The following is a 19350-nucleotide window of genomic DNA, read 5'->3' as shown; positions in this document are numbered from 1 at the left end:
CGGGTGGACCTTTGCGTTCACTCGCGCTTCGCCCCGGACGGCGGCAAGCGATGATGGCCATGGCGTTCCAGACGCCACCCACCAACGCCTTTCACCCGCTGTCCGGAGGCTACATGAACCCTTTTCTGCATAATCCCGTGGCGACCTTCCAGGCGCCGCCTGCCCGTATCGCGGCGCCGCGCATGGCGGCACCGCGGCGATCGCGCTGGCAGCGCGCGTTCGGCCGGCTGGCGCTGGCCGCCGGCCTCTCGCTGGCGGTCCTGCCGGCACAAGCGCTGGATGTGAACAGCGCCACGGTCGACCAGTTGCGCGCCATCCGCGGTGTCGGGCCGAAAACGGCCGAAACCATCGTCAAGGAACGCGAACGCGGCGGGCGCTTCGAGTCCATGGAAGACCTCTCCGACCGCGTTCGCGGCATTGGGCCGCGTCGCGTCCAGGCGCTGGAAGCCGCCGGCCTGCGCGTGACGGCCGGCCAGGCCGCCCCCGGCATCCGGCCGTCGACCGGCGCTGCCACGGCCAGCGGTGCGCCGGGACGCAACAAGGCTACGCAGCCCGCCCGCGTGCCACCGCGCGGCGCTCACTGATCCCCCGCACGTATCCCTGGCGCCGACGCGGCCTTCGCGTCGGCCATCCAGGCGCAGGGTTATAGTTGAAGCATGAAAACCGTCACCTATCCCACCGTCGAACAGACAGTCGGCAATACCCCGCTGGTGCGCTTGCAGCGCATCCCTGGGGCCGATAATGCCGCCCGCGGCAATGTCATCCTGGCCAAGCTGGAGGGCAACAACCCGGCGGGCTCGGTCAAGGACCGGCCTGCCTTGTCCATGATCCGCCACGCCGAGGCGCGCGGCGAAATCAAGCCGGGCGATACATTGATCGAGGCCACCAGCGGCAATACGGGCATCGCGCTGGCCATGGTGGCGGCGATGCGCGGCTACCGCATGATCCTGATCATGCCTGACAACCTTTCGGTGGAGCGCCGCGCCGCCATGACGGCCTACGGGGCGGAGTTGATCCTGACCCCCGCCGACAAGGGCGGTATGGAATACGCGCGCGATCTCGCCACGGCGATGCAGAGCGAAGGCAAGGGCAAGGTGCTGGACCAGTTCGCCAACCCGGATAATCCCCGGGCCCACATCGAGGGCACCGGGCCGGAGCTCTGGACGCAGACCGAAGGCGGCATCACCCATTTCGTCAGCGCGATGGGTACCACCGGCACCATTATGGGCGTGTCCACGTATCTGAAGGCACGCAATCCGGCGATCCAGGTCATCGGCGCGCAACCGGAGGAAGGTTCGCAGATCCCCGGCATACGCAAATGGCCGGAAGCCTACCTTCCCGCCATTTTCGATCGCGGCCGGGTAGACGCCTACGAAAACATCAGGCAGGCCGACGCGGAAGAGATGTCGCGCCGGCTGGCGGCCGAAGAAGGCATTTTCGCCGGGATCTCTTCAGGCGGCGCGCTGGTCGGCGCGATGCGCGTGGCCGCCCGCGTCGAAAACGCCACCATCGTTTTCATCGTCTGCGATCGGGGCGACCGCTACCTGTCCACCGGCGTATTCAACTGAGCCGAACGGGCCGCCACGGCGGCCATCCGTGCCTGGATGGCCGCGCCCAGGTCCGCCACGGACGTGGCGTAGAAATAGCTGTGGTTGTACTGCGTCAGGGCGAAGAAATTCACCGTGCCCGTACGATATTCGGCGGTGCCGGCGGACTCTTCCGGCAAGTCGATGACGCCCAGCATGCCTTGCTGCCAGCCGTTATCCGCGACCGGCATTCCGTTCGGGTTCAGCGTGGCTCCGGCAGCTTGCAATTGCGGCCATGTGCGCGTCGGTGCCAGGCCGCCGTCCACCAGCCGGCCGGCATCGGGCGGCAGCGCAATGGGCGCGAACACGGGACGGCCTCTTTCCCAGCCATGTTGCACCAGGAAGTTGGCGACCGACAGAATGGCGTCACGGGGATTGTTGGTCAGGTCGATGTGGCCGCTGCCGTCGCCGTCGATCGCGTAATTCATGATGCTGCCCGGCATGAACTGCGGCATGCCGATGGCGCCCGCGTATGACCCCTGCGTTTGCAGATCGAGTTTGCCCTGCAGCACCAGCGTCAGGAAATCCGCCAGCTGCGATTGGAACATCTGTGCGCGCTCGGGCTTGGAAGGATCGGGATAGTCGAAGGCCAGGGTCGATAGCGCGTCCAAAACGCGGAAATTCCCCATATTGCGGCCGTACAGGGTCTCCACGCCGATGATGCCGACAATGATGGCCGGCGGAACCCCGAAACGCTGCGCCGCCTGGTTCAGGGTGTCGGCGTTGTCTTGCCAGAATTCCACGCCCCAGCCGATGCGCCTGGGTTCTACCACCCGAGCGCGATATGTCATCCAGCTGCGCGACACCTTGCGGCCGGGTGCCGGCGCGATCAGCCGCGCCACGGTCGGGCTGTAACGTGCATCCGCCAGCGCGCCGGTCAATTGGGACGCCGGCAGGCCGCGCTGGCCGGCCAGTTGCTGGATGAACGCCTGCACGTCGGCGCGCATGCGCCCGTCGGCAGCCGCCACGGCGGATCGCTGCTCATCCGCCGGCACGGCGCCGCCTTCGCTGCCTATCGTGGACGCAGAGCCTTCGCCGGGTGGCGGGCCGATGCGGATACGCGGGACGGAAGCGTCCGGCGCAGCGGGGATGCCAGCCTGGGATGCCGACGGCCCGGCGGCGTGGGCCGGGCCATCCTGCGCGGTGGAGCAGCCCGTCAATAGGGCGGTAATCAGTCCGAGTTGCAGTAATTGCCGACAGGTGAACATAATCCTCCCATGGAGACCCTGTATCTTACCCACCCGTCCTGCCGCATGCACGAGATGGGCGAGTGGCACCCGGAATGCCCGCAGCGGCTGGATGCCATCTCGGATCAGCTGCTGGCCAGCGGCATCATGCCCTATCTGGACGCGCGCGAAGCACCCGCCGCGCCGCGCGAAGCCCTGCTGCGTGCCCATGGCGCCGCCTATGTGGACGCGCTCGCCGCGGCGGTCCCCAGCCAGGGTTACCGGGCGCTGGACGCGGATACCCAGATGAACCCGCACAGCTACGAAGCCGCTTTGCACGCCGCGGGCGCGGGCGTGCAGGCGGTGGACTGGGTCATGACCGGCGAAGCCCCGACGGCGTTCTGCGCGGTGCGGCCCCCCGGCCATCACGCCTGCCGCGACCGGGCCATGGGTTTCTGCCTGTTCAACAACGTGGCCATCGCGGCGCATCACGCCATGGCGCGCCATGGCCTGGAGCGCGTCGCCATCGTCGATTTCGACGTGCATCATGGCAACGGGACCGAAGATATTTTCGCCGGCGACCCGCGCGTGCTGATGTGCGGAATTTTCCAGCACCCGTTCTATCCGTTCAGCGGCGCGCAACCGAGCGCCGGCAATATGGTCAATATCCCCGTGCCCGCCTATACGGCCGGCCCGGAGGTGCGCGAGATCGTGACGCGCGAGTGGCTGCCCCGCCTGGAGGCCCATCGGCCTCAGCTCGTCCTGGTATCGGCGGGCTTCGACGCCCACCGCGAGGACGAACTGGGGCAGTTGGGCCTGGTCGAGGCGGATTACGCCTGGATCACCCATCAGCTCATGCAGGTGGCCGACCGTCATGCGCAGGGACGGGTCGTCAGCATGCTGGAGGGCGGCTACGACCTCTCCGCGCTGGGCCGCAGCGCCGTGGCCCATATCCGCGAGCTGGCGCGGCTGTAGCCGCCCGCCGTTGTAGAATCGTTCGATTCCCGGAGCGCCGCGGCCCTCGCGCGGCGTTCAATTATTCGATATCTGGAGGCTGTTGGATGAAGGTCTTGGTACCGGTCAAACGCGTGGTTGACTACAACGTCAAGGTACGCGTGAAATCCGATCAAACGGGCGTGGACATCGCCAACGTCAAAATGTCGATGAACCCGTTCGACGAAATCGCCGTGGAAGAGGCCACCCGGCTCAAGGAAAAAGGCACAGCCAGCGAAGTGATCGCCGTGTCGTGCGGTGTCGCGCAGTGCCAGGAAACGCTGCGCACCGCGATGGCGATCGGCGCGGATCGTGGCATCCTGGTCCAGACCGATGCCGATCTGCAACCGCTGGCCGTTGCCAAGCTGCTGAAGGCCCTGGTGGACAGGGAGCAGCCGCAACTGGTGATCCTGGGCAAGCAGGCCATCGACGATGACGCCAACCAGACCGGGCAGATGCTGGCCGCGCTGCTGGATTGGCCGCAAGCCACTTTCGCCAACAAGGTCGAGATCGCCGACGGCAAGGCGACGGTGACGCGCGAAGTCGACGGCGGCCTGGAAACCGTCGCGCTGACACTGCCCGCCATCGTGACCACCGACCTGCGTCTGAACGAGCCGCGCTACGTCACGCTGCCCAACATCATGAAGGCGAAGAAAAAGACGCTGGACACCGTCACGCCGCAGGACCTGGGCGTGGATCCGGCGCCGCGCCTGAAGACCCTGAAGGTCACCGAGCCGCCCGCCCGCAAGGCCGGCATCAAGGTGCCCGATGTGGCGACGCTGGTGGACAAACTGAAGAACGAAGCGAAGGTGGTTTGAGATGACGAGCCTGGTTATTGCGGAACACGATAACGCCCAGTTGAAAGGGGCAACGCTGAATACGGTGGCGGCGGCCGCCAAGCTGGGCGGCGACGTACATGTGCTGGTGGCTGGCGGCGGCGCGCAGGCCGTGGCGGAAGAAGCCGCCCGGATCGCGGGCGTATCCAAGGTCCTGCTGGCCGATGCGCCGCATCTGGCCGATGGCCTGGCCGAAAACGTCGCCGCGCAGGTGCTGGCGGTGGCGTCGAACTACAGCCACATCCTGTTCCCCGCGACGGCTTCGGGCAAGAACGTCGCGCCCCGCGTGGCGGCCAAGCTGGACGTCGCGCAGATCTCCGACATTTCGGCGGTGAACTCGCCGGATACTTTCGAACGGCCGATCTATGCGGGCAACGCCATCGCCACCGTGCAGTCCGGCGATGCGGTCAAGGTCATCACCGTGCGTACCACGGCGTTCGACGCCGTGGCCGCGCAGGGCGGTTCGGCGCAGGTCGAAACGGTGGCGCCCGTGGCCGATAGCGGCCTGTCGTCGTTCGTCGGCCGTGAGCTGGCCAAGAGCGATCGTCCCGAACTGGCCGGCGCGCGCGCCGTCGTATCGGGTGGCCGCGGCCTGGGCAGCGCGGAAAACTTCAAAATCCTGGACCCGCTGGCGGACAAGCTGGGCGCGGCACTGGGCGCCTCGCGCGCGGCCGTCGATGCCGGCTATGCACCCAATGACTGGCAGGTCGGCCAGACGGGCAAGATCGTCGCTCCGCAACTGTACGTGGCCGTCGGTATCTCCGGTGCCATCCAGCATTTGGCGGGCATGAAGGATTCCAAGGTGATCGTCGCCATCAACAAGGACGCGGAAGCGCCGATTTTCGGCGTGGCCGATTACGGCCTGGTCGGAGACCTGTTCACTTTGGTGCCGGAACTGGTCAACGCGCTTTAATTTAATATAGAAGAACCAAGGCGCATCGCGGTCCGCCGCGCGCACGTCAACGGCCGTCCTGGTGGGCGGCCGTTTTGCTTCCGGCAGCAAGCGGCCTATCCGCCTTCCGGCATGCATCGCCCGGCCATGGCCGGGGCTTTCCCACGGGGCGCGGGGCGGGCCGCGTCCGACAAGGAGACGACATGAGCTACCACGTACCGATCGCGGATATCCGTTTCACGCTCAAGGAGCTGGCCGGCCTGGACGAAATTCTGGCCTTGCCGGGGTACGAAGAGGCACCCGCCGATGTGGTGGATGCGGTATTGCGCGAGAACGCGCGCTTCGTGGAAGAGGCCGTGGCGCCGCTGAATCGCATCGGCGATCGCGAACCCGCCGCCTGGCGCGACGGCGCGGTAGCGACCCCGCCCGGCTATGCGGCGGCTTACCGCACTTATGCGGAAGGCGGTTGGCAGGGCTTGCTGCATCCGGTTGCCTGGGGCGGGCAGGGCCTGCCCAAGGTCGTGGCGGCCACCGCCAACGAGAATATCAATTCGGCCTGCCTGGCTTTTTCGCTCTGCCCCTTGTTGACCGATGGTGTCATCGAAGCCTTGCTCACCGTGGGAAGCCAGACGCTGCGCGACACCTATGTACCCAATCTCGTCTCGGGCAAATGGACGGGCACGATGAATCTGACCGAGCCGCAGGCCGGCTCGGACCTGGCCCAGATCGCCACGCGCGCCGTACCCCAGCCGGATGGCAGCTATCGCGTGTCGGGCCAGAAGATCTTCATCACCTACGGTGAGCATGACATGGCGGAGAACATCGTCCACCTGGTGCTGGCGCGCACGCCGGATGCCCCGCCCGGGGTGAAGGGAATATCGCTGTTCGTGGTGCCGAAGTTCCTGCCCGCGGCCGATGGCGCCCCGGGAACACGCAACGATGTGTGGTGCGCTTCGCTGGAACATAAACTGGGCATCCACGGTAGCCCGACCGCGGTGCTGATATACGGCGGCGGCAAGGGAGAGGTGGGCGAGGGAGCCATCGGCTACCTGGTGGGCGAGGAAAACCGCGGGCTGGAGTACATGTTCATCATGATGAACGCGGCGCGCTACGCCGTGGGGCAGCAGGGCGTGGCCCTGGCCGAACGCGCCACCCAGCAGGCGCTGGCCTATGCGCGCGAGCGGGTACAGGGCCGGGCGGTGGAGGGTTCCAGCGGACCGGTCGCCATCGTCCGCCATCCCGACGTACAGCGCATGCTGCTGACGATGCGGGCGCTGACGGAGGGCGGACGTTCGCTGTCCTATGTGACCGCCGCAGCCCTCGATCTGGCCAATCACCATCCCGACGCGGAAACACGCGACCGCAATCGCGCTTTCTATGAATTCATGGTTCCGGTGGTAAAGGGGTTCTGCACGGAGTCCGCGGTGGAGGTCGCCTCGCTTGGCGTACAGGTCCACGGCGGCATGGGATACATCGAAGAAACGGGCGCCGCGCAACACTATCGCGACGCCCGCATCCTGCCCATCTATGAGGGGACCACCGCCATCCAGGCGAACGACCTGATCGGCCGCAAGCTGCTGCGCGACGGCGGCGCGACTGCCCGCCGTATCCAGCAGGAAATGCGCGGCACCCTCGACGCGCTGCAGGCCGCCGAGGCGACCGCGGGTGCGGAGGCCGCGGCCGGTCTGGCGTTGCTGCGGGGGAATCTGGCCCAGGCCATGCAGGCCCAGCAGCAGGCCCTGGAATTCATGGCGCGGACGGCGATGGGCAACGTGCGCGCGGTATTCGCCGGCAGCGTGCCCTTTCTGATGCTCAGCGGGATACTGATGGCGGGCTGGCAGATGGGGCGGGCGGCGGTGGTCTGCCATCGCCGTCTGGAAGACGCGGACGCCGCGTCTGAATGGCCCCGGGAATTCCTGCGCAACAAGTTGGCGACGGCGTTCTTCTTTGGCGCGCACATCCTGCCGCGTGCCGCCGCGCTGTCGGCCGCCGTGCAGGCGGGCGCCGTTGCGGACACTTGCGCCGCTTACGCCGATATTGCATAAGGTTATATGCATTCTGGCTTTTCGACGTACGGGTTTGATGCCAGAATGACAAATGGATTGCGTCGGGGCACGGCGCCATTCCGTGTGTCCGCCGGATCGCATCTCGCGCCCGGCGTTTGTTTTCTCTGGATATAGGATCGAGCATGGGACAGCTACGTTTGGGCGATGAAGCGCCCGATTTTGAACAGAAATCCTCCGTCGGCCCCATCCGTTTTCATGACTACCTGGGCAATAGCTGGGGCGTCCTCTTTTCGCACCCAGCCGACTTCACCCCGGTATGCACCACGGAGCTGGGCTACACCGCCAAACTGGCGGACGAGTTCGCCAAGCGCAACGTCAAAGTGCTGGCCCTGTCGGTGGACCCCGTCGATTCGCACACCAAGTGGATCGACGACATCAACGATACGCAAGGCACGAAGGTCAACTTTCCCATCCTGGCGGACGAAGATCGCAAGGTGTCGGAGCTCTATGACATGATTCACCCGAATGCCAGCGCCACGGTTACCGTGCGTTCGGTGTTCATCATCGATCCGGCGAAGAAAGTGCGCCTGATCATTACCTATCCGGCCAGTACCGGACGCAACTTCAACGAGATCCTTCGGGTGATCGATTCGCTGCAACTGACCGACAGCCATAGCGTGGCCACGCCGGTCAATTGGCAGGATGGGGACGACGTCATCATCGTCCCTTCGCTGAAGGACGAAGAGGTCATCAAGCAGAAGTTCCCCAAAGGCTACAAGGCGGTGCGGCCCTATCTGCGCATCACGCCCCAGCCCAATAAATAAGACAAGAACGGCAACCCATCGTGCGAAGGCCGCCGTGAACCGGCGGCTTTCTTTTTTGCGCGGTACGGGGCGCACCCGCGAGTCTCTTTCCCCCGCGCCGCCACGGGGCGAAAGCGGATCCGGAAATATGCAAACAAGCACATTTTCGTTTGATGCGCCGTCCATACCCTCCACAATTCCGCTTCATCGTGAAGGCGGCTTCGCCGCCCCATCACATTCGGCGCCACTGGCGCGCGATATCGCGGATACGGACTTCATGACACACGACAGGCACAAACGGGATTTCCTGAAAGGGGCGCTGGGTTTGGCCTCTGCCTGCATGGGCCTGACACAGCTGCTGCCCGCGGCGCGTGCGCAGGCACGGCCGCTTGAGCTGCTGAATGTCTCATACGACCCCACGCGCGAGCTGTATGCGCAGTACAACCCCTTGTTCGCGCGGTATTGGAAAGCCAAGACGGGCCAGGATGTTTCCATCAGGAATTCGCATGGAGGTTCCTCCAAGCAGGCGCGCAGCGTGATCGACGGTGTCGATGCCGATGTGGTGACGCTGGGACTCGCGCCGGATATCGAAGCATTGGTTACCCACGGCGGCCTCGTCAAGCCGGGGTGGGAAAGCCGGCTGCCCGACAACGCGTCGCCTTATGCGTCGACCATCATTCTGGTGGTGCGCAAGGGTAATCCGAAGGGCATCAAGGGCTGGGACGACCTCGTCAAGCCCGGAGTGTCCGTCATTACGCCCAATCCCAAGACATCGGCGGGCGCACGCTGGAACTATCTCGCGGCATGGGAACATGCGCGGCGCAAGTCGGGCGAAGCGGGTGCGCGTGATTTCGTCGAAAGGCTCTACCGTAATGTGCCGGTGCTGGATTCGGGCGCGCGCGGATCGACCATCACGTTCGCGCAGCGGGGCGTGGGAGATGTGCTGATCTCCTGGGAAAACGATGCCTTCCTGGCGCGGAAGGAATTCGGCGCGGGCGAACTCGAAATCGTCGTTCCCAACCTCAGCGTGCTGTGCGAACCCTCGGTGGCGGTCGTGGACCGGAACGTCGATCGCAAGGGCACGCGCGAAGTCGCCGAAGCCTATCTGAAGCATCTGTATTCCGACGAGGCGCAGGACCTGATCGCCCGCAATTACTACCGGCCGATCGGCGCCAAGGCCAAGGCCGCCTACGCAGCGCAATTCCCCGCGCTGGAGCTGTTCACCATCCGCGACCTGGGCGGCTGGCCCGAGGTGGACAAGGCGCATTTCGCGGAGCAGGGCATGTTCGACCAGATCTATGTCAAACAGTAGGCGCATGGCGATGGCCGGCCTGACACTGCCCGCGGCCGGCACGCCCGCGCCGCGTTTGCCAGGGGCACACCTGGCACGGGCCGGGCACGGTGCGCGTACCCCGCGTGTCATGCCGGGGCTGAACTTGACGCTGGGGATATCGCTGGCGTATCTGGGCATCCTGGTATTGCTGCCGCTGTCGGCATTGCTGATCAAGGCCGCCGGCCTGAGCTGGGAGGCTTTCTTCGCCGCCGTCACATCGCCGCGCGTGCTTGCCGCCTATCGCATCACCTTCGGCGCATCGCTGCTTGCCGCACTCGTCAACCTGGTTTTCGGTCTGCTGGTGGCATGGGTGCTGGTGCGCTACCGGTTTCCCGGCAAGGGCCTGCTCGATGCGCTTGTCGACCTGCCGTTTGCCCTGCCGACCGCGGTCGCCGGCATCGCGCTGGCTGCGTTGCTGGGGCCGAACGGCTGGATCGGCGGGCTGCTCGCGCCACTCGGCATCAAGATCGCCTATACGCCCGCGGGCATCGTGGTCGCGTTGATCTTCATCGGCATTCCTTTCGTCGTCCGCACGGTGCAGCCTGTGCTGGAAGATATCGAGGGGTCGCTGGAAGAGGCCGCATCCAGCCTGGGCGCAAGGCCGGTCCAGATATTCATCCGTGTGCTGCTGCCGACCATCGCGCCCGCGCTGCTGGCAGGATTCGCCATGGCGTTCGCCCGTGCGATCGGCGAGTACGGATCCGTGATCTTCATCGCCGGCAATATGCCCATGGTGTCCGAGATCGCGCCCCTGCTTATTCTGGTCAAGCTCGAACAGTTCGACTATGCCGGCGCGGCCGCTATCGCCTCGGTGCTCCTGGGCCTGTCCTTCGCGATGTTGCTTGCCATCAATACGGCGCAGGCGTGGCGCCGCCGTGCGTTTGCCGGAGGACGGCCATGACGGCGGCCACGGCGATTGCGCCGTCGTCCAGCGGGGGCGGGAGACTTGCTCGCGCCGTGCTGGTCATCCTGGCGGCTGCGTTCCTGACACTGTTCCTCGTACTGCCTCTGTGCACGGTGTTCCTGGAGGCTTTGCGCAAAGGGGCAGGCGCCTATGTGTCCGCGCTGAACGAACCCGACTCCTGGGCCGCCATCCTGCTGACCTTGCTGACGGCTTGCGTCTGCGTGCCCCTGAACATGGTCTTCGGTATCGCGGCGGCCTGGGCCGTCGCCAAGCATGAGTTCCGTGGCAAAGCCCTGCTCGTCAGCCTGATAGATCTGCCGTTCTCCGTATCCCCGGTGGTGGCCGGGCTTTCCTACATGCTGGTGGTGGGCGCGCAGGGCTGGATAGGGCCATGGCTGATGGCTCACGATCTGAAAATTGCCTTCGCCTTGCCGGGCATCGTGCTGGTCACCACGTTCGTGACGCTGCCGCTGGTGGCGCGTGAGCTGATTCCGCTCATGGAGGCGCAGGGCAGCGAGGAGGAAGAGGCCGCCATCGTGCTGGGCGCGCGCGGCTGGCAGGCGTTCTTCCATGTAACCCTGCCCAATATCCGCTGGGGCCTGCTATACGGCGTGATCCTGTGCAATGCGCGCGCAATGGGTGAGTTCGGCGCGGTGTCCGTGATATCGGGCCATATACGCGGCCTGACCAATACCCTCCCGCTGCAGGTTGAAATTCTCTACAACGAATACCAGATCCAGGCCGGGTTCGCCGTCGCCTCGCTGCTGGCGCTGCTGGCCCTCGTCACGCTGGCCATAAAAACCATGGTGCAATGGCGCCGCGCGCATGCGTCGGCACGCCAGGACGACACCGATGCGGTGGCCGCGGATGGCCGCGCCCCGCGCCTGCCTGTCTTGTACGCGCCCGCGCGCCGTTAAGACCCAGAAAGAATCGAGGAAAGCCACATGGATATCGAGATCAAATCGGTCAATAAGCGCTTCGGCGCTTTCCAGGCCCTGCGCGATGTCAATCTGCACATCGACTCCGGCGAACTCGTCGCGCTGCTCGGCCCGTCCGGCTGCGGCAAGACGACCTTGCTGCGCATCATCGCGGGCCTGGAGACACCGGACAGCGGCAGCATTTATTTCTCCGGCGAAGACAGCACGGGGGTACATGTGCGTGAACGCCAGGTCGGCTTCGTGTTCCAGCACTATGCCTTGTTCCGGCACATGACCGTCTTCGAGAACGTCGCCTTCGGCCTGCGTATCAAGCCGCGCGGCCAGCGGCCCAGCGAGGCGGCCATCAGGCAGAAGGTTCACGCGCTGCTCGATCTGGTGCAGCTGGATTGGCTGGGCGACCGCTATCCGGGCCAGTTGTCGGGCGGGCAGAGACAGCGGATTGCGCTGGCGCGCGCGCTGGCCGTCGAGCCGCGCGTCCTGCTGCTGGACGAACCCTTCGGCGCGTTGGACGCGAAGGTGCGCAAGGAGTTGCGCCGCTGGCTGCGCCGTTTGCACGACGAGCTGCACGTCGCCAGCGTCTTCGTCACGCACGACCAGGAAGAGGCGCTGGAAGTCGCCGACCGTGTCGTCGTGATGAACGCGGGCCGCATCGAGCAGGTGGGTACGCCGCGCGATGTGTGGACGCATCCTGCGACGCCTTTCGTCTACGGTTTCCTGGGCGACGTCAACCAGATCGAAGGCCATGCCGCCGGCGGCCAGTGGCGCGCCAACGGCGTCGCGCTGCCCGCGCCGGCCTTCGATGGCCTGGACGAGCAGCGCGCCGTGGCGTATGTGCGGCCGCACGAGCTGGATATCGTGCCCTATGCGCCCTCCGGCGAGGGTATCGCGGTCAAGCTGAACCATGCCTATCTGGCCGGGCCCAGCGCCTTCCTGGAACTGCAGCGTGAAGACGGCGCCCTGCTGGAGGCCCAGTTATCCGAAGACGAATACCACGGCCTGGACCTGCGCGAAGGCGCGATGCTGCTTGCGCGTCCGCGCCGGGGCCGGATTTTTCCCGCCGGCGCCTGAGCGCCGTTCTTGCCATTAGCCTGCGAATGCGCCCACGATGACCCGTACCGTATCCCTTGCACATCCGGACACCGCCATCGCCACGCGGTGGTCCGAGCTGTTGCGGCAGCTGACCGATATCGCGGCGCGCTATCCGGACGCGGCGCTGGCTTCCTCGCTGGCGGCCGAGGACATGGTCCTGACGCACGCCATCCATACCGGCGGTTTGCCCATCGAGGTCTTCACGCTGGATACCGGACGTCTGCACACGGAAACCCTGGCCATGCTGGACATCATCGAGGGGCGCTATGGCCGCCGGCCGACGGTGTACCGGCCGCTGCCGCACGCCGTCGATGCCCATGTCGCCGAACACGGCATGTTCGCGTTCTATGAAAGCCGGGAGCTGCGCCAGGCCTGTTGCCATATCCGCAAGGTAGAGCCGCTGACGCGCGCGCTGGCGGGGCGGGGCGCCTGGATTACCGGCCAGCGGCGCGCCCAGGCGGCCACGCGCGGCAGCCTGCCGGAAGCGGAACGGGATGCGGTTTTCGGCTTGTGCAAATTCAATCCGCTGGCTGCCTGGGACGAAGACGACGTCTGGAATGCGATCCGCGTGCTCGACATTCCCTATAACCCGCTGCACGACCGCGGCTATCCGTCTATCGGCTGCGAGCCCTGCACCCGTGCCATCCGTCCGGGCGAGGACGTCCGCGCGGGGCGGTGGTGGTGGGAGTCCTCAGATAGTAAGGAATGCGGACTGCATGCAGGCAACCAGGCCGCCGGCCATCTCCGGGATCCCGCCGCGGCCAAGGCTTGATATCCCCGTCTACCGAAGCAACCGAGAGTCCCATGTCCATCGTCCATACCCGCAGCCATCTGGATTGGCTGGAATCCGAAGCGATCTTCATCATGCGCGAGGTCGCGGCCGAATGCGAAAGGCCGGTCCTGCTGTTTTCCGGCGGCAAGGATTCCTGCGTGCTGTTGCGCCTGGCGGAAAAGGCGTTCCGGCCGGCCCGCTTCCCGTTTCCGCTGATGCACATCGATACGGGTCACAATTTTCCGGAAGTCATCCGGTTTCGCGACGCTCGCGCCGCCGAGCTGGGCGAACGGTTGATCGTGCGCAGCGTGGAAGACTCGATGGCACGCGGTTCGGTGGTGCTGCGCAAGGAAACCGATTCGCGCAATGCCGCGCAGGCGGTCACCCTGCTGGAAGCGATCGCCGAATTCGGCTTCGATGCCTGCATCGGCGGCGCGCGGCGCGACGAGGAAAAAGCGCGCGCGAAGGAGCGCATCTTTTCATTCCGCGACGAGTTCGGCCAGTGGGATCCCAAGAGCCAGCGTCCGGAAGTCTGGAGCCTGTACAACACGCGCGTGCATCGCGGCGAGAACATGCGGGTATTTCCGATCTCCAATTGGACCGAGCTGGATGTATGGCAATACATCGCCCGCGAGAACCTGGCGCTGCCATCGATCTACTACAGCCATCGACGGCAGGTGGTGCGGCGGCGCGGCCTGCTGGTGCCGGTCACGCCGCTGACGCCCCCGCAGGCGGACGAGCAGGTGGAAACCCTGTCGGTGCGGTTCCGCACCGTGGGAGACATCTCGTGCACCTGCCCGGTGGCCTCCGACGCCGCGGACAACCAGGCCATCATTGCCGAGACCGCGTTGAGCGACATCACCGAGCGCGGCGCCACACGGATGGACGACCAGACTTCCGAGGCCTCCATGGAGCGCCGCAAGAAAGAAGGTTATTTCTGAAGCCGGACCGGAGCCACACCGCATGAATGCCATCAACGAATCCTTCCTGCCCGCGGGCGAAACGGCCGTCATCCGGCTCATCACGGCCGGCTCGGTCGACGACGGCAAGTCCACGCTGATCGGCCGCCTGCTGTACGACAGCAAAAGCGTCTACGCCGACCAGCTGGACGCCATCGCCCGGGCCAAGTACAAGCGCGTGGCCGGCGACGGTATCGACTTCGCATTGCTGACGGACGGGCTGGAAGCGGAACGGGAGCAGGGCATCACCATCGACGTCGCGTACCGCTATTTCGCGACGCCGCGCCGCAAGTTCATCGTCGCCGACGCGCCGGGGCATGAGCAATACACCCGGAATATGGTGACCGGGGCGTCCACCGCCGATGTGGCGGTCATCCTGATCGATGCGACGCGGGCGGCCGACGGCCAGCTCCTGCCGCAGACGAAGCGGCACAGCACCATCGCGCGGCTGCTGGGGATCCGCCACATCGTCGTCGCGGTCAACAAAATGGACCTCGCGGGGTGGGACCGCGCGGTGTTCGAACGCATCCGCGACGCCTATGCCGACCTGGCGCGTCGCATCGGCATTGCGGATTTCCAGGTGCTGCCGGTGTCCGCGCTGAACGGCGACAACGTTGTGACGGCTTCCCCGCACACGCCCTGGTATGACGGCCTCCCGCTGCTGGACCTGCTGCAATCGCTGGATCCATCGGTGGCCGGCGCGCATGCTCCGCTGCGTTTTCCGGTGCAGTGGGTGGTGCGCCACGATGGGAGCAGCGCGCAGGATTTTCGTGGCTATGCGGGGCGCATCGCCAGCGGCACCTTGCGGCCGGGAGACGAGATCACGGTGCAGCCATCCGGGACGACAGCGCGCGTGGTCGAGGTGCGCGCACACGATCGCATCCTCTCCGGCGCGACGGCGGGCGATTCGGTGATCGCGGTGCTGGATCGCGATGTCGACGTGTCGCGTGGCGATGTGCTGTCGCATGCCGCCGCGCCGGCACGGGTGGGCAAGGAACTGGAAGCGGAGCTGTGCTGGCTCGATACGCAGCCGCTCAACCCGGCGCGCCGATATTTGTTGAAGCACGGTACCCGGGTTACGACGGCGAAGATCCGCGAGGTCGTGACACGCCGCGACATTCGCGAGTTGCGCGAGATCGATCGCGACGTCGGAACGCTCGGGATGAACGACATCGGCAAGGTGTTGATCGCGACGCGCGATCCGTTGACACTCGATCGCTATGACGATGTCGCGGCCACCGGCGCGTTCATTCTGATCGACGAATCGACGCATCAGACCGCGGCGGCCGGCATGCTGCGCTGAGGCGGGTAAAACCGGCCCGCGGGTGAGCGCTTTTACCATGCCATCGGCCGGAAAGCCTTATTTCATGCGGGTTTTGCGACAAAGCCACAGTCCGGGAGATTGCCCCCAGCGGCCGGCGAAGTTGGGGTAAAGTGGGACGTCGCCGAAAAAAGGCGGCGGGTTCTTGCCAGAAGTACTGTATGGATGTACAGTATCTCTATGGCACGTACCGATCATTCCGTTTTTGCCGGTTCTGGGTCCCCGGCTGCCGCCCCCGCCGCCTTGCGCGGTCGGGGTGCGGTTACTAATGTTCGGCATCGCTTCCAGCGCGATGAACGCAGCGCAGCGGATCCGGCAGACGAGCCGGCGCTGGCTGACGCGGTCCCCGGTTCTCCCTCTGCTTCAGTCCCCATTTATCCGTACGCCCCCGGCCAGCCCAGGTCCGGATACCCCGAATATCCGGTGTATCCGATCGCTTCCGACACGGGCGAGGGCGACGAGCCGGGCCAGCGCGGTCCCACGACGCAGGTCATGGTCGAACAGGCGCGCAAGCTGCTGTCGCGCAACGATTCGCCCGATGTTCCCTTCGACCGGGCGATCAATACCTACCGTGGCTGCGAACATGGCTGCGCATACTGCTATGCCCGGCCCACCCACGCTTACCTGGGGTATTCCCCCGGGCTGGACTTCGAGACCCGGCTCATCGCCAAGGCCAACGCGGTGGACGCCCTTCGTGCGGAACTCGCCCGCCCGGGGTACCGCGTGGAGCCGGTCAATATCGGCTCCGCCACGGACGTCTACCAGCCTATCGAACGTACGTGGCGCCTGACACGCGGCGTGCTGGAACTGCTCCTGGAAACCGGGCATCCCCTGACGATCGTTACCAAGAATGCCCTCATCGAACGCGATCTGGATATCCTGAAGGCGCTCGCGCAGCGCAACCTTGTGGCGGTCTACCTCAGCATCACGTCGCTGGACGCCGATCTTTCGCGTAGCCTGGAGCCGCGCGCGTCGGCGCCTTGGAGGCGGCTGCAGGCGGTCAAAACCTTGGCGGATGCCGGCGTCCCGGTGGGCGTGCTGGCTGCACCCGTCATTCCCTTCGTCAACGACGAATTTCTTGAACGCATCATCGAAGAGGCGGCCCAGGCGGGCGCTTACTACGCCAGCTATACGGTGGTCCGGCTGCCCTGGGAAGTGAAGCCTGTGTTCGAGGAATGGTTGCAGGCGCATTTTCCCGATCGCGCCGAACGCGTCCTCCACCGCATCGAAGACATGCGGGAAGGCAAGCGCAACGACGCCCGCTTCGGCACCCGCATGCGGGGTACCGGCATCTGGTCCGATCTGCTGCGCCAGCGCTTCGATGTGGCGGTACGCCGGGCGGGGCTCAACCGTCGGCGCCTGCAACTGGATACCCAACAATTTATCGCTCCGGCCCCCTTTTCCCCTTCCAGGGGGCCGGGCTTTGCTCATGGACCTGCGCCCGCGAGGCAGCTGGGTCTATTCGACTAAGTATGTCTCCCAAGGAGCACTCGCATGAATCTCGCAGCCGAACCGCAATTCCCGACCAAATGGCCGTTTCCGCCCGCGCCGCCCGCGCGCCGTGCATGGGGACGCATGCTGTCGCCGTTCCGCCGGGCTCGCCGCGACGGGGCGCTGGGCGGCATGCCTTTGCCCGGCGCTTTTCCGGTCTCCCCCGCATCCTTGCCGCGCGCCGGATCCGCATCTGCGCTCGCACCCGTGGCCACAGCCGAGACCATACCCGGGACCCTATCGGGGACCGTACCCGGCGCTATGTCCGGCTCTATATCCGGGACGACGTCCGGCGCCGGCCAGGACGTTACGCTGCGTCAGATGGTGGTGGATATCCTGCTGGTCGCCATGTGGGGCGCGATGATTCCCGCATTGATGTGGCTAGGCGCGGCCGCAGGTTTCTGAGGTGGCAGTCAATTTACCTAAGCCTCTGATTTGATGTAGAATGCTGGGTTTGCCAAACGTCATCCTCTGCATGCGGCGCAGGTTTTCATCATAACAATCGCATGGCACGATGATTTCGGAGTTCTCATGAACCTTATCGCTATCCTGGAACAGGAAGAAATCAAGCGCCTGACCGCCGACAAGACGATGCCGTCTTTCGCGCCCGGCGACACCGTGGTCGTCAGCGTCAATGTCGTCGAAGGTACGCGCAAGCGCGTGCAGGCGTTCGAAGGCGTGGTTATCGCCAAGCGCAACCGTGGGCTGAATTCCGCCTTCATCGTGCGCAAGATCTCGTCGGGCCAGGCCGTGGAACGGACTTTCCAGCTGTACTCGCCGCAGATCGCCTCTATCGAGGTGAAGCGCCGCGGTGACGTTCGCCGCGCCAAGCTGTACTACCTGCGCGACCGCTCGGGCAAGTCCGCTCGTATCAAGGAAAAGCTGGTCAGCCGTCAGGCTGCCGCGCAATCGGCCAAGGCTGCCGAGACCGCAGCGTCCTGATCGCGATGTTGGTGCCGCCCGCCGGCCCCTCATCAGCAAAGGCACCCCCAGCGGGTGCCTTTTTGTTTTCAAGCGGGTATCCTCAATCCGCATCCTATCGTCGTCTTTCGTTCACTCCGCGCTTTACCCCTCATGCCTGACCAGCCCGCTTCGTCGCGTCCTCGCCGTCCCATCGTTCGACCCGCCTTTGACGCCGCTGTGCAGCCCTGGGTTGCGGCCAACGAAGGCCTGCTTCCCGTTCCGCCCCAGGCCCTGGCCGTGGAAGAATTGCGGCGGGTGCTGCAGCACCCCGCCGGCTGGCCGACACAATTGCCGCTGAACGGGGATGTGCGCTATCCGGGCCGCGAAGGGCCGCCCGTGCTGGCGGCGGTGCTGATCCCGTTGGTGATGCGGGAGGAGGGTGTAAGCGTCATGCTGACGCAGCGCACCGCCCATCTGCATGACCACGCGGGCCAGATCAGTTTCCCCGGGGGACGTATCGAGGACACGGATGCCAGCCCGATCGCCGCCGCCCTGCGCGAGGCGCAGGAAGAGACCGGCCTGGGATCGGAATGGGTCGAGGTGCTGGGCACGATGCCGGCGTATCTGACGTCCACCGGGTTTTCCATCACCCCCGCGGTGGGACTGGTTCGGCCGGGCTTCGAGCTCGTGCCCGATCCCTTCGAGGTCGCGGAGATTTTCGAAGTACCGCTGTCCTTCATCACGGATCCGGCCAATCATCGCCTGCATCGCGTCGAACTGCCGGACGGCCGTGTGCGAAAGTACTACTCGATGCCGTGGGGCAAGTATTTCATCTGGGGCGCCACGGCGGCGCTGTTGCGCAATCTTTATCACATGCTGTGCGACCCCGCTGCGCGCGATACCCCACCCGAATAAAGACCATAACAGGTGCCGAATCGCCTGCAGCCTCAATAGCGCGGTGCCGCGGCGTTTTCGTGCAGGATGCGCAGGTACAGGGCGTGCCGGGCCGGATCGATCCGCTTTTCCGCAAGCGCTTGCAGGACACCGCAGCCGGGCTCGTGCTGGTGCGTGCAGTTGTAGAAGCGGCATTGCGCCGCGTAGGGGGCAAACTCCGGAAAACCCCTTTCGATTTCCTCGCGCGACAGATGCTGCAGGCCGAACGCCTGGAAGCCCGGGGAATCGATCAGGTCCCCGCCTTCGGGCAGATGGTAAAGACGCGTGCTGGTGGTGGTATGCCGACCCATGTCCAAGGCGATCGAATGTTCGCGCGTGGCGGCATTGGTCCCCGGTATCAGGTCGTTGAGCAGCGTCGATTTGCCCATGCCGCTCTGGCCCAGCAGCAGGCTGATATGTCCCTT

General features: G+C 65.6%; 20 protein-coding genes. 18 read left to right on the top strand and 2 right to left on the bottom strand.

Annotation, left to right across the window (positions count from 1 at the left end):
- Positions 1-113: 113 nt before the first annotated feature.
- Both ACO1P8_RS06910 and cysM read left to right on the top strand, forming a co-directional pair.
- On the top strand, positions 114-584 hold the full coding sequence (locus ACO1P8_RS06910; RefSeq protein WP_486295165.1) for a ComEA family DNA-binding protein: 471 nt from the start codon (positions 114-116) through the stop codon (positions 582-584).
- Positions 585-656: 72 nt separating this feature from the next.
- Entirely contained in the window at positions 657-1568 is a 912-nt protein-coding gene (cysM, locus tag ACO1P8_RS06905; RefSeq protein ID WP_486295164.1) for a cysteine synthase CysM, read from the top strand.
- Here the strand turns inward: cysM and mltB are convergent.
- Positions 1541-2794, bottom strand: a complete 1254-nt coding sequence (mltB, locus tag ACO1P8_RS06900) for a lytic murein transglycosylase B (RefSeq protein WP_486295163.1) — start codon at positions 2792-2794, stop codon at positions 1541-1543. The two genes, cysM and mltB, sit on opposite strands and share 28 nt — an antisense overlap.
- 9 nt (positions 2795-2803) lie before the next feature.
- Between mltB and ACO1P8_RS06895 the strand changes: the two genes are divergently transcribed.
- The 16 genes from ACO1P8_RS06895 (at position 2804) to ACO1P8_RS06820 (ending at position 18907) form a co-directional block, all read left to right on the top strand.
- Positions 2804-3727: a histone deacetylase family protein gene (locus ACO1P8_RS06895; RefSeq protein WP_486295162.1), complete on the top strand. Its 924-nt coding sequence runs from the start codon at positions 2804-2806 to the stop codon at positions 3725-3727.
- Between the two features lie 86 nt (positions 3728-3813).
- Positions 3814-4563 (top strand): electron transfer flavoprotein subunit beta/FixA family protein, encoded by a 750-nt coding sequence (locus ACO1P8_RS06890; protein ID WP_486295161.1) that lies wholly within the window; start codon positions 3814-3816, stop codon positions 4561-4563.
- A gap of 1 nt (position 4564) precedes the next feature.
- Complete coding sequence (locus ACO1P8_RS06885) at positions 4565-5494, top strand: electron transfer flavoprotein subunit alpha/FixB family protein (protein ID WP_486295160.1); 930 nt, start codon at positions 4565-4567, stop codon at positions 5492-5494.
- 182 nt (positions 5495-5676) lie between these two features.
- Positions 5677-7518, top strand: a complete 1842-nt coding sequence (locus ACO1P8_RS06880; RefSeq protein WP_486295159.1) for an acyl-CoA dehydrogenase — start codon at positions 5677-5679, stop codon at positions 7516-7518.
- A gap of 143 nt (positions 7519-7661) precedes the next feature.
- The gene (locus tag ACO1P8_RS06875; RefSeq protein ID WP_486295158.1) at positions 7662-8303 is read left to right on the top strand and encodes a peroxiredoxin; all 642 of its coding nucleotides are present in this window, start codon (positions 7662-7664) and stop codon (positions 8301-8303) included.
- Positions 8304-8559: 256 nt separating this feature from the next.
- Positions 8560-9594 (top strand): sulfate ABC transporter substrate-binding protein, encoded by a 1035-nt coding sequence (locus ACO1P8_RS06870; RefSeq protein ID WP_486295157.1) that lies wholly within the window; start codon positions 8560-8562, stop codon positions 9592-9594.
- Positions 9595-9703: 109 nt separating this feature from the next.
- Positions 9704-10516, top strand: coding sequence for a sulfate ABC transporter permease subunit CysT (gene cysT, locus ACO1P8_RS06865; RefSeq protein WP_486295177.1), 813 nt, complete (start codon positions 9704-9706; stop codon positions 10514-10516).
- The gene (gene cysW / locus ACO1P8_RS06860) at positions 10513-11436 is read left to right on the top strand and encodes a sulfate ABC transporter permease subunit CysW (protein WP_486295156.1); all 924 of its coding nucleotides are present in this window, start codon (positions 10513-10515) and stop codon (positions 11434-11436) included. Before cysT ends, cysW begins: the two co-directional genes overlap by 4 nt.
- A gap of 27 nt (positions 11437-11463) precedes the next feature.
- On the top strand, positions 11464-12525 hold the full coding sequence (locus tag ACO1P8_RS06855; protein ID WP_094842915.1) for a sulfate/molybdate ABC transporter ATP-binding protein: 1062 nt from the start codon (positions 11464-11466) through the stop codon (positions 12523-12525).
- Positions 12526-12562: 37 nt separating this feature from the next.
- A complete protein-coding gene (locus ACO1P8_RS06850) occupies positions 12563-13318 on the top strand; it encodes a phosphoadenylyl-sulfate reductase (RefSeq protein WP_486295155.1) in 756 nt (251 codons plus the stop codon).
- Positions 13319-13350: 32 nt separating this feature from the next.
- A complete protein-coding gene (gene cysD / locus ACO1P8_RS06845) occupies positions 13351-14259 on the top strand; it encodes a sulfate adenylyltransferase subunit CysD (RefSeq protein WP_254926174.1) in 909 nt (302 codons plus the stop codon).
- A 22-nt stretch (positions 14260-14281) separates the two neighbouring features.
- Positions 14282-15580, top strand: a complete 1299-nt coding sequence (locus tag ACO1P8_RS06840) for a sulfate adenylyltransferase subunit 1 (protein WP_486295154.1) — start codon at positions 14282-14284, stop codon at positions 15578-15580.
- A 198-nt stretch (positions 15581-15778) separates the two neighbouring features.
- The gene (locus ACO1P8_RS06835; protein ID WP_486295176.1) at positions 15779-17068 is read left to right on the top strand and encodes a PA0069 family radical SAM protein; all 1290 of its coding nucleotides are present in this window, start codon (positions 15779-15781) and stop codon (positions 17066-17068) included.
- Positions 17069-17092: 24 nt separating this feature from the next.
- Positions 17093-17494 (top strand): hypothetical protein, encoded by a 402-nt coding sequence (locus tag ACO1P8_RS06830; RefSeq protein WP_486295153.1) that lies wholly within the window; start codon positions 17093-17095, stop codon positions 17492-17494.
- 126 nt (positions 17495-17620) lie between these two features.
- On the top strand, positions 17621-18031 hold the full coding sequence (gene rplS, locus ACO1P8_RS06825; protein WP_486295152.1) for a 50S ribosomal protein L19: 411 nt from the start codon (positions 17621-17623) through the stop codon (positions 18029-18031).
- A 132-nt stretch (positions 18032-18163) separates the two neighbouring features.
- Positions 18164-18907, top strand: coding sequence for a CoA pyrophosphatase (locus tag ACO1P8_RS06820; protein ID WP_486295151.1), 744 nt, complete (start codon positions 18164-18166; stop codon positions 18905-18907).
- A gap of 32 nt (positions 18908-18939) precedes the next feature.
- Here ACO1P8_RS06820 and rsgA read toward each other — a convergent pair.
- Positions 18940-19350, bottom strand: a 411-nt coding sequence (gene rsgA / locus ACO1P8_RS06815) for a ribosome small subunit-dependent GTPase A (protein WP_486295150.1), incomplete at its 5' end; no start/stop codon positions are given.

This window comes from Bordetella sp., from assembly GCF_057362025.1.
The sequence above is the reverse complement of the archived record's forward strand: the minus strand, read 5'-3'. Positions and strand labels throughout refer to the sequence as shown.

Coding starts and splice junctions, on each gene's coding strand:
- ACO1P8_RS06895 (WP_486295162.1), top strand. CDS start 2,804: ATGGAGACCCTGTATCTTACCCACCCGTCCTGCCGCATGCACGAGATG.
- ACO1P8_RS06875 (WP_486295158.1), top strand. CDS start 7,662: ATGGGACAGCTACGTTTGGGCGATGAAGCGCCCGATTTTGAACAGAAA.
- ACO1P8_RS06885 (WP_486295160.1), top strand. CDS start 4,565: ATGACGAGCCTGGTTATTGCGGAACACGATAACGCCCAGTTGAAAGGG.
- ACO1P8_RS06890 (WP_486295161.1), top strand. CDS start 3,814: ATGAAGGTCTTGGTACCGGTCAAACGCGTGGTTGACTACAACGTCAAG.
- ACO1P8_RS06910 (WP_486295165.1), top strand. CDS start 114: ATGAACCCTTTTCTGCATAATCCCGTGGCGACCTTCCAGGCGCCGCCT.
- cysM (WP_486295164.1), top strand. CDS start 657: ATGAAAACCGTCACCTATCCCACCGTCGAACAGACAGTCGGCAATACC.
- ACO1P8_RS06840 (WP_486295154.1), top strand. CDS start 14,282: ATGAATGCCATCAACGAATCCTTCCTGCCCGCGGGCGAAACGGCCGTC.
- cysT (WP_486295177.1), top strand. CDS start 9,704: ATGCCGGGGCTGAACTTGACGCTGGGGATATCGCTGGCGTATCTGGGC.
- ACO1P8_RS06855 (WP_094842915.1), top strand. CDS start 11,464: ATGGATATCGAGATCAAATCGGTCAATAAGCGCTTCGGCGCTTTCCAG.
- ACO1P8_RS06880 (WP_486295159.1), top strand. CDS start 5,677: ATGAGCTACCACGTACCGATCGCGGATATCCGTTTCACGCTCAAGGAG.
- rplS (WP_486295152.1), top strand. CDS start 17,621: ATGAACCTTATCGCTATCCTGGAACAGGAAGAAATCAAGCGCCTGACC.
- ACO1P8_RS06820 (WP_486295151.1), top strand. CDS start 18,164: ATGCCTGACCAGCCCGCTTCGTCGCGTCCTCGCCGTCCCATCGTTCGA.
- ACO1P8_RS06850 (WP_486295155.1), top strand. CDS start 12,563: ATGACCCGTACCGTATCCCTTGCACATCCGGACACCGCCATCGCCACG.
- cysW (WP_486295156.1), top strand. CDS start 10,513: ATGACGGCGGCCACGGCGATTGCGCCGTCGTCCAGCGGGGGCGGGAGA.
- mltB (WP_486295163.1), bottom strand. CDS start 2,794: ATGTTCACCTGTCGGCAATTACTGCAACTCGGACTGATTACCGCCCTA.
- ACO1P8_RS06835 (WP_486295176.1), top strand. CDS start 15,779: ATGGCACGTACCGATCATTCCGTTTTTGCCGGTTCTGGGTCCCCGGCT.
- ACO1P8_RS06830 (WP_486295153.1), top strand. CDS start 17,093: ATGAATCTCGCAGCCGAACCGCAATTCCCGACCAAATGGCCGTTTCCG.
- ACO1P8_RS06870 (WP_486295157.1), top strand. CDS start 8,560: ATGACACACGACAGGCACAAACGGGATTTCCTGAAAGGGGCGCTGGGT.
- cysD (WP_254926174.1), top strand. CDS start 13,351: ATGTCCATCGTCCATACCCGCAGCCATCTGGATTGGCTGGAATCCGAA.